Raw genomic sequence first — 16,409 nt, 5'->3', positions numbered from 1 at the left:
GTCGGTCATGTTGCGTCGCGCCCTCCCCCGCCGCCCAGAAGCTCGCCGGCTCCTCGTCGGCACTCTGTTGTCGGCGATCGGGCGCGGCCTCACCCTGCCGTTCCTCTTCATCTACCTCACCGACGTACGCGGCCTCACCGACACCCGGGCCGGGCTGGTGATCGGCTGGTACGGCGCGGTCACCCTGGCCCTGTCGCCACTGGGCGGGACTCTGATCGACCGGTTCGGGGCCCGCCGGGTGGTGCTGCCGTGCCTGGTGATCGAGGCGGTGGGCACCGGCTCGCTGGCCCTGGTTGATTCGAGCGCCTCCGCGTTCGCGGTGATGACGGTGATCGCGGTCGGCAGCTCGGCGATCTGGTCCGGGCAGAACACCATCCTCGCGTCGCTGACCGACGACGGCGAGCGGCAACGCGTCTTCGGGCTGAACTTCGCCCTGCTCAACCTGGGCATCGGCATCGGTGGCATGACCTCCGGCGCGATCGTCGACACCGGCAGACTCGGCACCTTCCAGGTGATCTACCTGCTGGACGCGGTGACCTACCTGCTGCCGGCACTGATCCTGCTCACCCTGCCCGGCGTGGGCCACCGACTCGGCAACCCTCGGGGCGTCGACGAGCCGTCGGCCGGCGGCTACCTGACCGTGCTCCGGGACCGCCCGTTCCGGCGGCTGGTGATCTTCGGGTTGATCCTCACCACCTGCGGCTACGCACAGGTCGAGGTGGGCTTCGCCGCGTACGCGGTGCGGGTCGTCGAGGTGAACCCCCGGGTGGTGGCGTGGGCGCTCGCGGCGAACACCGTGATGATCGTGCTCGCGCAACTGCTGGTGATCCGCCGGATCGAGGGGCGCAGCCGCACCCGGGCACTGGCCGTGGTGGGTGCGGTGTTCGCCACCGCCTGGCTGGTCCTCGGCGCGGGCGGCCTGGTCAGCGGTGAGAGTGCCCTGTTCGCCGCCCTGTGCGTGGTGGCCTGCTCGGCGATCTTCGGCTTCGGCGAGACGATGCTCTCGCCGGTGATGCCCGCGCTGACCAACGCACTGGCCACCGACGAGCTACGCGGCCGATACAACGCCATGAGTTCGATGATCTTCGGGATCAGCGGTGTCATCGGCCCGGTTACCGCCGGCCCGCTCATTGGCGCCGCCAACGGCATGGTCTGGGTGGCGACGGTGGTCGGCGGCTGCCTGGTCGCCTCGCTGGTCGCGCTGTCCCTGCGCCGCCTGCTCAGCACCGAGCAGGATGGCCTCGCAACCACCGCCTCGGCATCCCCCACGCCCGTCCCCGCCTGACAACCCCTCTCCCGCGCCCAGGGCGCTGCGCCCGCTGCACGCCCAGCAATATCGGGGATGTTGCTGTCCCCGACGTGCAGGAAGCAGCAACATCCCCGATATTGCGCGGATCTTCCTCGTTGATCCCGCCGCGCACCAAGATCGCGCTCGATCCGGGATGTAGTGGCATCCCCGCGCGCTGATGCCATTACATCCATGTTCGAGCGGATCTCTGCCCGGCTCAGGGGAAGAGTGCGGGCGGGTTCGGCAGACAGACGGGGGATGGGACGGGTCGGGCCCCGGAGCATCCGCTCCGGGGCCCGACGTGGCACGGGGTCGACCGTCAGGCGGCGGGGACCTCGGCGGTGGTGCGGATCCGGTCCAGCGTCGGCGCGGATACCGGCGACTGGGCGGTCAGGTAGTCCACGAAGGCGTCCAGGTCGATCTGGCCGGTGACCTGGTTCGTGCCGCCGGTGAGGGCGCTGAACCCGTCGCCGCCGCCAGCCAGGAAGTTGTTCACGGTGACCCGATAGGTGGCGGCGGTGTCGACGGCGGTGCCGCCGATGGTGAGGCTGCCCCGGACCACCCGGGTGCCGGCGCACGGGTCGGCCGTGGTGCCGGTGGTGCCGTTCGGGTCGACCACGTAACCGACGGTGGCTGACGGGTACAGCGTCCGGGCGGTGACGAACTGCTGCTCCAGTACGCAGTAGAGCTGCGCGCCGGTCAGGTCCAGTGTCACCAGGTTGTTGGCGAACGGCTGCACGGTGAACGCCTCCTCGTAGGTGACCGGGCCGGCGTCGAGGTCGGCCCGGACCCCACCCGGGTTCATGAACGCGGCGACCGCGCCCTCTTCGTCGTCGGTGGCGGCGAGTTGCGCGTCGGCGATCAGGTTGCCCAGCGGCGATTCGCCCAGGCTCGTACCGAAGAGGGTTTCCTGGCTCCGGGTGATCGCGGTGTTGGTCACGCCGACCTGGCGGCCGGCGACGGGGCCGAGAACGGTCTTGTACCGGTTGATCAGCGCGGTCTGCTTCGGGTCCTTGGCGACGTCCCGGCTGACCACGACGTTGTTGGCGGAGGCGGTCAGGATGTCACCACTCCGACGGTCGATCTTGAGGTCGATGTCGGTGACGAGGCGCCCGAACGAGCTGGCGCTGGTGACCAGCTTGTCGTTGATGTTGCAGTTGTACGCCTGGTGGGTGTGGCCGCTGACCACCACGTCGATCGACGGGTCCATGCGGTTGGCGATGTCCACGATGGGCCCGGTCATGCCGACGCAGTCGTTGATGCCGCCGGTCGCCGCCTGGGTGCCACCCTCGTGCAGCAACACGACGATCGCCTCGACGCCCTTGCGGCGCAGCTCACGGGCGTACCGGTTGGCGGTGTCGGCCTCGTCGGCGAAGGTGAGGCCGGCGACGCCCTGCTGGCTGACGATCTGCGGGGTGCCCTCCAGGGTCATCCCGATGAAGCCGACCTTGACGCCCTGCACCTTGTGGATCGCGTAGGGAGCCATCAGCGGCTTGCCGGTCGCGGTCTTGAAGGCGTTCGCGGACAGGTATTTGAAGCCGGCACCCCGGTACGGGGTGCCGTCGGCGCATCCGTCGACCGGGTGGCAGCCGCCGTTCTGGATGCGCAGCAACTCGGCCGCGCCCTCGTCGAACTCGTGGTTGCCGACGCTCGCGTAGTCCAGACCGGCCATGCTCAGCGCTTCGATGGTCGGCTCGTCGTGGAACGCGGCGGAGAGCAGCGGGGACGCGCCGATCAGGTCGCCGGCGGCGACAGTGATGGTGTTCTTCTTCTTGGCGGCGGCGCGCAGCTCGGCCAGGTGGGTGGCCAGGTACTCGACGCCGCCCGCGGTCTGCCCGGCGATGGTGCCGCTGGACCCGCTCGGCGGTTCGAGGTTGCCGTGGAAGTCGTTGAGGGCCAGCAGGGTGACGTCGACCGGCTTCGGCCGCGCGTCGGCTTCCTCAGGGCTGGTGGCGACCGCGCCGAACGCGGCCACCGCGAGCACGGTCAGACCGACAGCGGCCCGACGCGTCCTGGTTATGGACATGGATCTCCTCGTGAGAATCGGCCTGTGCGGTGCCCGGCCCCTGGGTCGACCGGGCCGCCGACCCGACGCCGTCGGAAGGGTCGTGGTCGGCGGCGGTTGGGGTTGGCCGCCCGCTCCGACAGCCTCTCATCCGGACGGCGACCGGGCGACCCAGGCAGCATGTCGGAGCTGCGGGTCGGCCCGCACCAGGCTCGAACCCAGGCGCCGTCGTTTGCTGCTGTCTGCCGGACAACGTCGGACCTGAGGTCTAGAAAGGACGAGAGGATCGACACGGACGGAGACGGCATCGTGAGCGGAACGACACCGACGGTGGAGCAGGTGCGGTCGGCGGACGGCACGCCCATCGCGTTCGAACGGTCCGGGGGCGGGCCGGCGCTCGTCCTGGTCGGCGGCGCGTTCAACGACCGCAACACGACCCGCGCGCTCGGCGAGGCGCTGGCACCCGACTTCACCGTGTTCGGGTACGACCGTCGGGGCCGTGGGCACAGCGGCGACACCGCTCCGTACGAGATCGGCCGGGAGATCGACGATCTGGCCGCGGTGATCGCGGCGGCCGGTGGTTCCGCGGCGCTCTACGGCATTTCCTCCGGCGCGGTCCTGGCCGCCCTCGCCACCGCACAGGGTCTGCCGGTGACCGGCTTGGTCCTGTTCGAGCCACCGTTCCAGGTCGGCTCGCACGTGGGCGTCCGGAAGGACATCACCCCGCGGCTCATCGAGCTGATCGCCGTCGACGACCGGGACGGCGCGGTGGAGGCCTTCCTCACCGCGTCGGTGGGGTTACCGGCCGAGGCGGTCGCCGGGATGCGGGCGCAACCGGTGTGGGGCGCGCTGACCGCGATCGCGCACACCCTGCCGTATGACGCGGCGATCACCGCGGGCGGACGACTGCCCGCCGACCGGCTGGCGGCGATCACGGTGCCGACCCTCGCGGTGGACAGCACCGGAAGTCCACAGTGGTTGCGGGACGGCAGCCGGGCCGCGGCGGAGGCGGTTCCCGGCGGGCGGTCCGTCAGCCTCGACGGTGGCAACCACGAGGTGCCGCCGACGACGCTCGCCCCCGCGCTACGCGAGTTCCTGCTCGGCTGACGGCCGCCCGACCGACGTCACGATGCCTCCCCGCCAGGGTGACGTGACGAAGCGACCCCGCCAGGCCGAGGTGACAAAACGACCCCACCAGGCCGCCGTGCAGAAACAGCCACCGCCGGGCGGAATGGCAGCACTCAAGGCTCGGCCAGCGCCTCGCTGACCAGGGCGGCGACGGCGTCCGGCGGCCAGGCGTCCGCCACGCCGGGCCGGACTTCCAGATAGCCGGCGATGCGTTCGGCCGACCAGCCGTGCGACTCACGCAGACCACGGGCGATCATGCGGAGGTACGTCGGCGCGGGTGGCCGGCACCGCACGGCGGACGCACCCTCCGGTGCGGTGAAGGTGAGCATCGGTACGCCGCTGCGGCTGCCCGGGCAGACGAGTGTCTCGTACCGTCCGGGGCCGAGCGTGGCCCGCCCGCCCGCGATGGCGGCCTCGACGGCCGCAGCTGTCGTGTCGGTGAGGTGGGCGGTGTCGCCCGTTGGGCGGTACATCTCCTGGGCGGCGATGTCGGTGAACTGGTCCATTGTCACCAGGTAGGCGCGGGCGGCGGCCTCGCCCGGCAGGTGCGGGTCGTAGAACGCCATCCCTCCGGTCCAGGCGCGGGACTCGCCGGCGAAGTAGATGCCTCCGGGCAGCGACACCGGCACCGACCGGCTCGGTGGGCGTCGGTCCCGACACCCCGGGTACGTCCGCATGCCGCCGGGCGGACAGCCGCCGCCGATGTACCAGGCCAGCCGGGCCGCGTGCATGTTCGAGCCGTACGCGACATACCAGACCCGCACCGACGACGCCTTCAGAAGCCGCAGGTCTGGCCGGCGGAGTGGCTCACCTGCACGGTGTGCGTCACGCAGCCGCCCGCCTCGACGACGTGCAGCAGGAAGGCGGTCGGCTCGTCGACCCAGCCGATCTGCTCGTCGGCGCTCATCGTGAGGGTGCTCTGCTTCCAGGTGCTGGGGGCCACGGTGAGCACGGTGCCCGCGTACGCCGTGGTGACCGGGCGGTGCAGGTGGCCGGCCGCGACCCGGACGACGTGCCGGTGCCGGCCGATCACCTCGGCGAGCGCGTCGCCGTCGGCGAGCTTGATGGTGTCGGCCGCGGGGATGCCGACCGCCACCGGCGGATGGTGCAGGCAGATCACTGCGGGCACCTCGGGCCGCCCGGCCAACACCCCGTCGAGCCAGCCGAGCTGCTCCTCGCCGAGGCGACCACCGTCACTGCCGGCGACGAGCGAGTCGAGGACCACGATCGACGCCGCCTCGTGGTCGACGTGGTAGTAGGCGGAGAAGCCGCCACCGAGCCACTGGGTGCCTCCGAACGCGTCGAGCAGCGACTCCCGGTCGTCGTGGTTGCCGGGGACCAGGTGCACCGGCAGCGGGAACCGGCCGATCAGCTCGCGCAGCGCCGCGTACTCGTCCGGTCGCCCGTTGTCGACCAGGTCGCCGGTGATCACCACGCAGTCCGGGCGGGGGCGCAACGCGAGCACCCGGCCCAGCGCGCGGTGCAGCCCCGCGGCCGGCGCGGGGGCGAGCAGGCCGGTGGTCAGGTGCGGGTCACTGAGCTGAGCGATGATCATGGATCGTCTCCTCGGCGCCGGGGTTCTCACGCTATCGCCGGCCGCTCGTTTGCGGTGCCCGCTGCCCACAGGCTGCGTCCACAGCCTGTGGATAGCACATGTGTACGAATACAGTCGGTTTCGCACAGTCGTGAGTACGCTTGATCGCGCGGCTCGGCGCCGGCCGGGCTCCTCCCCTACCTGGAACGACGTGCGAGTGGATCATCAGCGAGTCATCCGTGACGTCACCGTCCGCCTGCCGATGGCGTCGAGCACGCCGGAGGCCTGTCGGTGGACGGTCACCGCGCTGTCCCGCCACACCCCGGCGACCATCTCCGTGCTGCTCGCGGCCCACGACCGTCTGCGCTGCGTCGCGGCGACCGGTGCCTGGCAGGTCTTCGCCACGGTGCCGGCACGCACCGGCATCGTCGGCCGGGTGTACGACACCGGATCCCCCGCCGCCGTCCCGGACGTGAGCGTCGACCCGGACTACCTTCCGGTACGGCCGGACGTGACAGCCGAGCTGTGCGTACCGGTGCTGGACCCGACGGGCCGGGCGATCGGCGTCCTCGACCTGCAGTGGAGTGATCCGGTCGACCTGGAGCCGTGGCGGGAGACCGCGCAGCGGGTGGCCGACCGACTGGGTGCGCGGATCGGCGCGCTCGGGGGTCCACCGGAGGAGAGCCGCAGCGAGAAACTGCTCCGGCACGCGGCCGCGCTGTCCGCCGCGCCCACCGAGGCGGATGTGTTGAGCGTGGCGGCGTGCGCGGCACGCGAGGTCTCCGGCCTCTCCGTAGCGGTGCTTCTGATGGCGGGTCAGCTCGGCCCGTCGCCCGAGTCGCCGAGCGACCTGGAGATCCGGATTCGGGCCGAGCTGACCGAGTCGGGCCCGGCCGCGCTGGACCGGATGGTCGACCGGGCACACCGGTACGGAGCTGGCTACACGCTGGGCGAGGCGGGGCATCTCCCGACCGAGGACTACCGGCCACTGACCCGGGCCGGGGTGCGCACACTGGTCGCCGTGCCGGTGGGGCCGCCCGAGGTCGGCGGGGTGCTACTGGTCGCGGACGACCGCGCGCTGCGCCCGGACCCGACCACCGTCAGCCTGATGGAACTGCTCGCCGGGCAGGCCTGGACGAGCGTGGACCGGCTGCGCACGCTGGCCCGACTGCGGGAACAGGCCAGCTCCGACCCGCTGACCGGGTTGCGGCACACCGGTCCGTTCGGGCAGCGGATCGCGACAGCCACCCCGGGGCGTACGGCCCTGCTGGCGATCGACGTGGACGGCTTCAAGACCGTCAACGACACGTACGGCCACCAGGCCGGCGACCGGGTGCTGGTCGGGTTGGCCCGGGCGTTGGAGGGGGCGCTGCGCCACGGCGACGAGTTGTACCGGATCGGCGGCGACGAGTTCGTCGCGGTGATCGAGGTGAGCCGCGCGGAGGAGGCCGTCCGGATCGCCGAACGGTTGACCGAGGCGGCCCGACGCGTAGGCCGCACGATCAGTGTGGGCGTGGCACTGCCCCGCCCCGGCGAAACCCCGGACCGCACCCTGCGAAGGGCCGACCAGGCTCTGTACGCGGTCAAGCGCCAGGGCCGCGACGGCGTCCACCTGTCCGCCGCCTAGCCCGCCCGCCCGCAACCACCGTCGATCACGGAGTTGTGGCGGGACGTTCACCCCTTCCGGGGCTCCGCGACCACGCCGGCCCGGCGGTCAGGACGCGCGGAGCTCCTTGGCGAGGAGTTCCGCGATCTGGGCCGTGTTGAGGGCCGCCCCCTTGCGGAGGTTGTCGCCGGTGACGAAGAAGTCGAGGGCGCGCGGGTCGTCCAGGGCACGGCGGATCCGGCCGACCCAGGACGGGTCGGTGCCGACCGCGTCGATCGGCATGGGGAACTCTCCGGCGGCGGGGTCGTCGACCAGGATCACGCCGGGCGCGTTGCGCAGCGCCTCGCGGGCGCCCTCGGCGTCCACCTCGGTGGCGAAGACCGCGTGCACGGCCACCGAGTGCGCGGTGACCACCGGCACCCGGACGCAGGTGGCGGACACCTTGAGGTCGGGCAGGCCGAGGATCTTCCGCGACTCGTTGCGGATCTTCATCTCCTCCGACGACCAGCCGGCGTCGGCCAGGGAGCCGGCCCAGGGCACCACGTTGAGCGCGAGGGGCGCCGGGAACGGGCCGAGGTCGTCGCCGACCGCCTGCCGGACGTCACCGGTGCGTGAGCCGAGCGCCCGATCACCGGCGACCTTGGTGAGCTGGTCGTGCAGGATGTCGACGCCGGACTTCCCCGCCCCGGAGACCGCCTGGTAGGAGGCGAGCACCAACTCCCGCAGGCCGTACTCACGGTGCAGCGGCGCGACCGCGACGATCATCGCGAGGGTGGTGCAGTTGGCGTTGGCGATGATGCCCCGGGGCCGGTTGCGGACCTGCTCGGGGTTGATCTCCGGGACGACCAGCGGGACGTCCCGGTCCATCCGGAACGCGCCGGAGTTGTCGACAGCTATCGCGCCCCGGGAGACGGCGATCGGCGCCCACTCGGCGGAGACCTCGTCGGGGACGTCGAACATCGCCACGTCGACCCCGTCGAACGCCTCGGGGGTCAACGCCTGGACGATCATCTCCTCGCCTCGGCAGCGCACCCGACGGCCGACCGAGCGCTCGGAGGCGAGCAACCGGATCTCGCCCCAGACGTTGCGTCGTCCGGTGAGCAGTTCACACATCACGGTGCCGACGGCACCTGTCGCTCCGACCACGGCGAGGGTGGGCAGCGCCGTCATCGGGCGCTACCTACCCGTCCCCGCGTAGACCACGGCTTCGGTGTCGCCGCCCAACTCGAACGCGTCGTGGATGGCGCGGACGGCAGCGTCGAGGTCGGTGTCCCGGCAGACCACGGAGACCCGGATCTCGGAAGTGGAGATCATCTCGATGTTGACGCCGGCTGCGCCGAGAGCGGCGAAGAAGCCGGCGGCCACACCGGGGTGCGAGCGCATGCCGGCACCGATCAGCGAGACCTTGCCGACATGGTCGTCGTAGAGCAGGCCCTTGAACTTGACCGGCTCCTGGATCTTGCTCAGCGCTGCCATCGCGGTCGGGCCGTCGGCCTTGGGCAGGGTGAACGAGATGTCCGTCCGACCGGTGCCCTCGGTGGAGACGTTCTGCACGATCATGTCGATGTTGATCTCGGCGCCGGCGACGGTGTCGAAGATCCGCGCGGCGGCACCCGGCTCGTCGGGCACCCCGACGATCGTGATCTTGGCTTCGCTGCGGTCGTGCGCGACCCCGGTGATCAGTGCCTGCTCCACGGAAAGGTCCTCCATCGATCCGGTGACCATCGTGCCGGTGTTGGTCGAGTATGACGAACGGACGTGGATCGGCAACCCCGCCCGGCGGGCGTATTCCACGCTACGTAGGTGCAGAACCTTCGCCCCGCAGGCGGCCAACTCCAGCGTCTCCTCGTAGGTGATGTGCTGGATGTGCCGGGCGTTGGGCACGATCCGAGGGTCGGCGGTGAAGATGCCGTCCACGTCGGTGTAGATCTCGCAGACGTCGGCGTGCAGCGCGGCGGCGAGCGCCACGGCGGTGGTGTCCGACCCGCCCCGGCCCAGGGTGGTGACGTCCTTGGTGTCCTGCGAGACGCCCTGGAAGCCGGCCACGATGACCACCGACCCCTCGTCGAGCGCGCCCTTGAGCCGCCCGGGGGTGACGTCGATGATCCGCGCGCGACCGTGCACCGAGGTGGTGATCACGCCAGCCTGCGAGCCGGTGAACGAGCGAGCTTCGTACCCCAGGTTGTGGATCGCCATGGCGAGCAGCGCCATCGAGATCCGCTCGCCTGCGGTGAGCAGCATGTCCAGCTCGCGGCCCGGCGGCAGCGGGCTGACCTGGTTGGCCAGGTCGAGCAGCTCGTCGGTGGTGTCCCCCATCGCGGAGACCACCACCACCACGTCGTCGCCGGCCTTGCGGGCTGCGACGATGCGCTCGGCCACCCGCTTGATCCGCTCGGCGTTGGCGACGGACGACCCGCCGTACTTCTGCACCACGAGTGCCACGACGTGCACTCCCTCCCAGTGACCCTGAGCGTGCCGACGCCGCCGGAACCGGGGCCGGCGGCGCGTGTCAAACCCCTTGAGGGTATCCGGCGGGTAACGACGGCGGGTCAGGTGATCCCACCATCCGGCCCGCCCGGGTGCGCTCGGGCCGCTCCCACCAGGGCGGGAGGCACGCGACCACGAGCGCGTCCGACACGCCGGGACGAGCCTGGTACGCGCCGGCACCCGCGCACCGCCCGCAGCCACCAGAATGGGCCGGTGCCCGTCCTCATCCGCTCGGCCGGCCGTGTGCTCGGGCCGCTCGCGTTAGCCCTGCCCGCGCTCCTGGTCGCCTGCACCGGTACGCAGCCGCCCGCCCCGACGCCGACCGATCCCGGGTCGGTAGCCGTGGACGCCGCGCGGGACGAGTTGGCCGCCCTGGCGGCGGCCGCGCAGGACCGCCACATGGTGGCGCAGTACGTCTACAGCCGGCCGGGTCAGCCGGACCGCACCATCGCGTTCACCAGCGCGAACGACGGCAGTTGGCGGGTCGACGTGCCGGGGGGCGCGTTGGGTGGCGCCGCCGACGTCTCGATGGCGGCCACGGCCGACGGGCTGTTCCAGTGCGCCCTGCCGTCAGCCGGTCGACCGGAGCCGTCGAGCTGCGTACGCCTCGGCGAGCGGGACGACGCCATCCCGCGCCGGTCGGACCCCCGCGTCCAGCATCCGCTCACCGACTGGCTGGGCGTTCTCACCGATCGACGCGCGCCGTTGGCGGTGGCCCCGGCCAACGCGCCCGAGGGCCTGACCGGCACGTGCTACTCGGTGGACTCCACCTCGGCGTCGCTGAACGCCCCGCTGGACGTGGGCATCTACTGCTACGACCGGGACGGCACACCCACCGGTGTCCGGACCGGGGTCGGGACGCTGCGACTGGCCGCACCACCCGGCCCGGCGCCGGCCACCGTGCAGTTGGCCGGTCCGGTGGTGATCGACCGGGACCCGCTGGACACCGCCGCGCCGCCGACCCCTGACCCGTCGGACAGCCCGAGCGCGGGAACGCCCTGATCTTCATCCCGTTACGGGTGCGTTTGCCCACATTCTGCCGACCCTGCCTGATCGGCGAATCACCCATACAGGACGATTACCGGCATGGCTGATCTGACCCCGCTGCTCGCCTTCCGATGGAGCCCGCTGGCGTTCCACCCCACCGACGAGCTGAGCGCGGCGGACGCGGCCTCCCTGCTCGAGGCGGCCCGATGGGCGCCGTCGCTGGGCAACCGCCAGCCCTGGAGGTTCACCCTCGGCCACCGTGACGACGAGACCTGGAAGCGGATTCTGGTCAACCTGCCCGAGCGTGAGCAGCGCTGGGCGCACCGCGCCGCCGCTCTACTGCTCGCCGCACACGTCGACACCGACACGGCATCCGACGCCGCGCCGGCCGACGGCATCGCCTACGACCTGGGCCAGGCCGTCGCCCACCTCACCGTGCAGGCCACCGCGCTCGGGCTGCACGTACGCCAGGTCCTCACCGTCGATCGCGCCGGACTCGTCGCTGACCTGCATCTTCCCGCCGACGTACGGCCGTACGCGGTGGTCGCCGTCGGGCGCCTCGGCGACCCGCTCAGCCTGCCGGCCGACCTCGTCGCCGAGGAGACCAGCCTGCGGCACCGCCGACCCCTCGCCGACCTGCTGCTCCGCTGACCGTCCGCGTCCGGGCGGCCCGGCACGGACCATGACACTGGTCCCATAGTCCGGACCTACCTTCCCACCGCCCCTGCCATCACGTAGGGTGACGTGGTCATGTGGCAGGCGCTGCTCCTCCTTAGCTGCCGCGACGAGGCCTGACCGGCCGGCACCTCGTCGCGGAGTTGCATCGCGCCGTCCAGCACATCCGAACCTTCTCTCGGCACCGCCGCGCATCGTCGCCCGGCATTCGCCGACACCTTCCGATCTGCTGACGCCACATGTTCCAGGGAGCACTCTGAAATGGCTCAACCTGTCACCGACGCCGAAACCGATCCGTTCGCTCGGCAGCGCCCGAGCCGGATGCCCTACCGCCGCTACCAGCCCTACCGGGAGCAGTTCCGGGTCGAGCTGCCGGACCGCACCTGGCCCACCCGCCAGGTCGACGCGGCCCCACGGTGGTGCGCGGTGGATCTCCGCGACGGCAACCAGGCCCTGATCGACCCGATGTCACCGGAGCGCAAGCGCCGGATGTTCCACCTGCTGGTCCAGATGGGCTACAAGGAGATCGAGGTCGGCTTCCCGTCGGCCAGTCAGACCGACTTCGACTTCGTCCGGCAGCTCATCGAACAGGACATGATCCCCGAGGACGTCACCATCCAGGTGCTCACCCAGTGCCGGGAGCACCTGATCGAGCGGACGTTCGAGTCGCTGCGCGGCGCCAAGCGGGCCATCGTGCACTTCTACAACTCGACCTCCACCCTCCAGCGTCGGGTGGTCTTCGGCCTGGACAAGGACGGCATCGCCGACATCGCCACGACCGGTGCGCGGCTCTGCCAGAAGTACGCGGAGATCCACACCCCGGACACCGACATCTTCTACGAGTACTCGCCGGAGTCGTACACGGGCACCGAGCTGGAGTACGCGCTGGAGGTCTGCTCCCGGGTCATCGACGTGATCGACCCGACGCCCGACCGCCCGCTGATCATCAACCTGCCGGCCACCGTCGAGATGGCCACCCCGAACGTGTACGCCGACTCGATCGAGTGGATGCACCGGCACCTGCCGCGCCGCGACAGCGTGGTGCTGAGCCTGCACCCGCACAACGACCGGGGCACCGGAGTGGCCGCCGCCGAGCTGGGCCTGCTCGCCGGCGCGGACCGCATCGAGGGTTGCCTGTTCGGCAACGGCGAGCGCACCGGCAACGTGGACCTGGTGACCCTGGGCCTCAACCTCTTCTCCCAGGGCATCGACCCGATGATCGACTTCTCGAACATCGACGAGATCCGGCGGGCTGTCGAATACTGCAACCAGCTCCCGGTGCACGAGCGCCACCCGTACGCGGGCGACCTGGTCTACACCGCCTTCTCCGGTTCCCACCAGGACGCGATCAAGAAGGGCTTCGACGCCCTGGCCGCCGACGCGAAGGCCGCCGGCGTACCGGTGGACGAGCACACCTGGGCGGTGCCGTACCTGCCGATCGACCCGAAGGACCTGGGCCGCACCTACGAGGCCGTCATCCGGGTCAACTCGCAGTCCGGCAAGGGCGGCGTCGCGTACATCATGAAGAGCGAGCACCAACTGGACCTGCCCCGGCGGCTCCAGATCGAGTTCTCCGGGGTGGTGCAGCAGGTCACCGACCACGACGGTGGCGAGGTCGACCCGGCCGCCATGTGGGAGATCTTCGCGACGCACTACCTGCTCGACCACCAGCCCGACCCGGCCATCCGGTTGGCCGGCTACACGATCAGCACCATCGACGGCAAGGTCGAGATCGAGGCCCAGGTCGGTGTGGGCGCCGAGCAGCGCTCACTCACCGCCGTCGGCAACGGTCCGATCGACGCGTACGTCAACGCGCTGCACACGGTCGGGGTGGGTGTGCGGGTGCTCGACTACCACGAACACGCGCTCTCCTCCGGTGGGGACGCGCAGGCCGCCGCGTACGTGGAGTGCGAGGTCGACGGGCGGACGGTCTGGGGTGTCGGCACCGACGCCAACATCGTCACCGCCTCGATCAAGGCAGTCACCAGCGCCGTCAACCGCGCCCGCCGCTGACCCACGCGCCGCACCCCCGGAGGGTCTGCCTACTTCGGGGGTGTGGCGGCGGGCAGCGAGTGGCAGGGCTGTGACGGCGGGGCCGCCCGGGGCGGTCGGTGGACCAGCACGAGGGCCAGCACCGCGCCGGCCACGAGCAGGCCGGCGCACCACTCCATCGCGCCGCGGAACGCGTTGGTCAGCTCGCCCTTCTGCTCGTACCCGCCGCCGGACAGGCCGACCAGCAGCGGCAGCGCCGCTACCGCGAGCAACCCGCCGGCCCGGGACGCGGCGTTGTTGAAGCCGCTGGCCACACCGGAGAAGCGGTCCTCCACGGCGGCCAGCACCGACGCGGTCAGCGGTGCCACGACCAGGGTCAGCCCGATCCCGAAGAGCAGCACCCCGGGCAGCACGTCCGTCCAGTACGACGCGCCCGGTCCGACGCCGCGCAGCAGCAGCAGGCCGACCGCTGCCACCACCGGCCCGACGGTCAGCTGGAGTCGAGGGCCGATCCGCGCCGACAACGCTCCCGAGCGGGCCGACCCGACCAACAGCAGCAAAGTCATCGGCAGTAGTGCGATGCCGGTGCGGAAGGCCGACCACTCCACCACGTTCTGCAGGTAGACGGCGAAGAAGAAGGTGAAGCCGGTGAGCGCCGCGTAGACGACGACTGTGAAGATGTTCAGCACCGAGAAGAGCCGGCTGGAGAACAGGCCGGTGGGCAGCATCGCGGCGTCGCCGCGCCGTCGTTCGAGCACCACGAAGACCACCGCCGACAACACCCCGACCAGCGCCGCGATCAGCACCGGCGCCGAGTCGTAGCCGCGTGCCGGCACATCGATCAGGGCGTACGTGACGCCCGCGAGCGCCAGTGCTCCGAGGAGGGCTCCGGCGACGTCGAACCGGCGACGGGTCCGCCCGGGCCCTGCGGTGCGGGAGGCGCTCTCGTCGCGGCTCTCCGGCACCCAGCGCGTCGTGGCCAGCACCACCAGGACGGCGATCGGCAGGTTGAGGAAGAAGATCCAACGCCAGGAGAGCGCGTCGATCAGCCAGCCCCCGATGAACGGGCCGAGCGCGGTGGACACCCCGGAGAGTCCGGCCCAGGCGCCGATCGCCCGGCCCCGGTCGTCGGGGTGGAAGCTCGCCTGGAGCACCGACAGCGATCCGGGCGTGAGGAGCGCGCCGCCGGCACCCTGGAGGAAACGGGCCGCGATCAGCCAGCCGGTGCCCTGGGCCAGCCCGCAGAGCACGGAGGCGGCGGTGAACCAGAGGACGCCGATCAGGAAGACGCGTCGTCGGCCAAAGCGGTCCCCGAGGGCACCGCCGAGCAGCACGAACGCCGCCAGCATCAGCAGATAGCCGTTGACGGTCCACTGGAGATCGGACACGCTCGCGCCGAGGTCCTGCCCGAGCTTCGGCAGCGCCACGTTGACGACCGTCGTGTCGAGGAAGACCATGCCAGAGGCGAGTACGGCGGCGAGCAGCGTGCCCCGGCCGGCGGCGGTGCCCATCCGGAGGGCAGGCGCCGGTACGGGTTCGGTCATCCCACCAATGTGCCTTGTAACAAGTGGGAGACGCCACGAATTGCCAAAACCTGGCCCGGGTACTGTGCGCAGTCGCCGGGAGACCGCAAGCTGGAGAGGTGTCGTCTGTGCGTACCACATCAGGACCGCGAGCGGCGGTGGCCGCGCTCGCCGCGGCGCTGGCGCTCGGCGTTGCCGGTTGCGTCCCGCCCGACGAACCGGGCACCGAGTCGCCGAGCGGCGGTGGCAACGCCGTTCAGCAACTCGGCCAGCTCACCGTGGCGGCTGCCGGCTCGATGAAGGGCTACAGCAGAGACCACTTCCCGCACTGGCGGGACACCGGCAAGAACTGCGACGTGCGGGACACGATTCTCCAGCGCGACGGTAAGGACGTGAAACTCTCCGGCTGCAACGTGGTCGGCGGTCGTTGGGAGAGCGTGTACGACGGCCGTAGCGCCGCCGACCCTTCCGACGTGGACATCGACCACATGGTGCCGTTGGCCAACGCGTGGCGCTCGGGCGCCAACGAGTGGGACGACAAGAAGCGCGGCGACTTCGCGAACGACACCACACGTCCGCAGCTCATCGCGGTTTCCGCGTCCTCCAACCGGGCAAAGGGTGACCAGGACCCGTCCCAGTGGAAGCCGGCGAACCGCGAGTACTGGTGCAAATACGCCGAAAGCTGGGTGACGGTCAAGCACTACTGGCGGTTGACGGTGACCAGCGCCGAGAAGACCGCCCTGACCGACATGCTGGAGGGCTGCACAGTGGGGAACGCGCCGTGACGGCCGCCGAGGAGAGCGGCCCGACCAACGAGGAGAAGGGTCCGGCCGCCGCCGGCATGACCGCGGACGGCACCGCCGAGACCCCCGCCGCCGTGCCGGGTGCCGGGATGGTCGCGGATACCGGCGGCGCGGCCGGCCCGCAGAGCCGTACCTCCGACATCGTGCCCGGCCCCGGCGGCGTGATGACCGACGAGGTCGGCGTCGTCACCGGCGACCTGACCCTGCGTACCGAGTACGCCGACGGCAAGGTCACCCTTCGGGTTCAGTACAAGGACGCGGACGAGTGGTACGCGGTCACCGGCACGTCGGTGGCGTTGGCCGACCCGGCGGGGCTGGACGCGGTGCACGGTGTCGCCGTGGGCCTGCTGCACCGACCCGAGGGCTGAGCCGCGCTCGCCC

Annotated in this window: 14 protein-coding genes; 8 read left to right on the top strand and 6 right to left on the bottom strand. The window is 71.4% G+C overall.

Annotated features, from left to right (window positions below; translation table 11 throughout):
* Positions 1-7: 7 nt before the first annotated feature.
* On the top strand, positions 8-1,285 hold the full coding sequence (locus tag O3438_RS23810) for an MFS transporter (protein ID WP_269681981.1): 1,278 nt from the start codon (positions 8-10) through the stop codon (positions 1,283-1,285).
* A 322-nt stretch (positions 1,286-1,607) separates the two neighbouring features.
* On the opposite strand, the gene O3438_RS23805 is transcribed toward O3438_RS23810, so the two are convergent.
* Positions 1,608-3,314 carry a bifunctional metallophosphatase/5'-nucleotidase gene (locus O3438_RS23805; protein ID WP_269681980.1) on the bottom strand — a complete coding sequence of 569 codons (1,707 nt, stop codon included), beginning with the start codon at positions 3,312-3,314 and terminating at the stop codon, positions 1,608-1,610.
* 288 nt (positions 3,315-3,602) lie between these two features.
* Here O3438_RS23805 and O3438_RS23800 point away from each other — a divergent pair, with 288 nt between their 5' ends.
* Positions 3,603-4,400 carry an alpha/beta fold hydrolase gene (locus O3438_RS23800; RefSeq protein WP_269681979.1) on the top strand — a complete coding sequence of 266 codons (798 nt, stop codon included), beginning with the start codon at positions 3,603-3,605 and terminating at the stop codon, positions 4,398-4,400.
* A gap of 134 nt (positions 4,401-4,534) precedes the next feature.
* On the opposite strand, the gene O3438_RS23795 is transcribed toward O3438_RS23800, so the two are convergent.
* Both O3438_RS23795 and O3438_RS23790 read right to left on the bottom strand, forming a co-directional pair.
* On the bottom strand, positions 4,535-5,185 hold the full coding sequence (locus tag O3438_RS23795) for a histone deacetylase (RefSeq protein ID WP_269681978.1): 651 nt from the start codon (positions 5,183-5,185) through the stop codon (positions 4,535-4,537).
* 11 nt (positions 5,186-5,196) lie between these two features.
* Positions 5,197-5,976, bottom strand: a complete 780-nt coding sequence (locus O3438_RS23790; RefSeq protein ID WP_269681977.1) for a phosphodiesterase — start codon at positions 5,974-5,976, stop codon at positions 5,197-5,199.
* A 196-nt stretch (positions 5,977-6,172) separates the two neighbouring features.
* Here O3438_RS23790 and O3438_RS23785 point away from each other — a divergent pair, with 196 nt between their 5' ends.
* Positions 6,173-7,582: a sensor domain-containing diguanylate cyclase gene (locus O3438_RS23785; protein WP_269681976.1), complete on the top strand. Its 1,410-nt coding sequence runs from the start codon at positions 6,173-6,175 to the stop codon at positions 7,580-7,582.
* Between the two features lie 87 nt (positions 7,583-7,669).
* Here the strand turns inward: O3438_RS23785 and O3438_RS23780 are convergent, their stop codons facing one another.
* Positions 7,670-8,731, bottom strand: coding sequence for an aspartate-semialdehyde dehydrogenase (locus O3438_RS23780; protein WP_269681975.1), 1,062 nt, complete (start codon positions 8,729-8,731; stop codon positions 7,670-7,672).
* A 6-nt stretch (positions 8,732-8,737) separates the two neighbouring features.
* On the bottom strand, positions 8,738-10,003 hold the full coding sequence (locus O3438_RS23775; protein WP_088987236.1) for an aspartate kinase: 1,266 nt from the start codon (positions 10,001-10,003) through the stop codon (positions 8,738-8,740).
* A 258-nt stretch (positions 10,004-10,261) separates the two neighbouring features.
* Here O3438_RS23775 and O3438_RS23770 point away from each other — a divergent pair, with 258 nt between their 5' ends.
* The 3 genes from O3438_RS23770 to leuA all read left to right on the top strand — a co-directional run bounded on the left by O3438_RS23770 (position 10,262) and on the right by leuA (position 13,723).
* Positions 10,262-11,050 (top strand): hypothetical protein, encoded by a 789-nt coding sequence (locus O3438_RS23770; RefSeq protein ID WP_269681974.1) that lies wholly within the window; start codon positions 10,262-10,264, stop codon positions 11,048-11,050.
* An 84-nt stretch (positions 11,051-11,134) separates the two neighbouring features.
* Positions 11,135-11,686, top strand: a complete 552-nt coding sequence (locus O3438_RS23765) for a nitroreductase family protein (protein ID WP_269681973.1) — start codon at positions 11,135-11,137, stop codon at positions 11,684-11,686.
* A gap of 285 nt (positions 11,687-11,971) precedes the next feature.
* Complete coding sequence (leuA, locus tag O3438_RS23760) at positions 11,972-13,723, top strand: 2-isopropylmalate synthase (RefSeq protein ID WP_269681972.1); 1,752 nt, start codon at positions 11,972-11,974, stop codon at positions 13,721-13,723.
* Between the two features lie 29 nt (positions 13,724-13,752).
* On the opposite strand, the gene O3438_RS23755 is transcribed toward leuA, so the two are convergent.
* Positions 13,753-15,246: an MFS transporter gene (locus tag O3438_RS23755; protein WP_269681971.1), complete on the bottom strand. Its 1,494-nt coding sequence runs from the start codon at positions 15,244-15,246 to the stop codon at positions 13,753-13,755.
* 107 nt (positions 15,247-15,353) lie between these two features.
* On the opposite strand from O3438_RS23755, the gene O3438_RS23750 reads away from it, so the two are divergent.
* Positions 15,354-16,010: an HNH endonuclease family protein gene (locus O3438_RS23750; RefSeq protein WP_269681970.1), complete on the top strand. Its 657-nt coding sequence runs from the start codon at positions 15,354-15,356 to the stop codon at positions 16,008-16,010.
* On the top strand, positions 16,007-16,396 hold the full coding sequence (locus O3438_RS23745; protein ID WP_269681969.1) for a hypothetical protein: 390 nt from the start codon (positions 16,007-16,009) through the stop codon (positions 16,394-16,396). Before O3438_RS23750 ends, O3438_RS23745 begins: the two co-directional genes overlap by 4 nt.
* The last annotated feature ends 13 nt before the right edge of the window (positions 16,397-16,409 follow it).

This window comes from Micromonospora sp. WMMC250 (assembly GCF_027460215.1).
Taxonomy (GTDB): domain Bacteria; phylum Actinomycetota; class Actinomycetes; order Mycobacteriales; family Micromonosporaceae; genus Micromonospora; species Micromonospora taraxaci.
The sequence above is the reverse complement of the archived record's forward strand: the minus strand, read 5'-3'. Positions and strand labels throughout refer to the sequence as shown.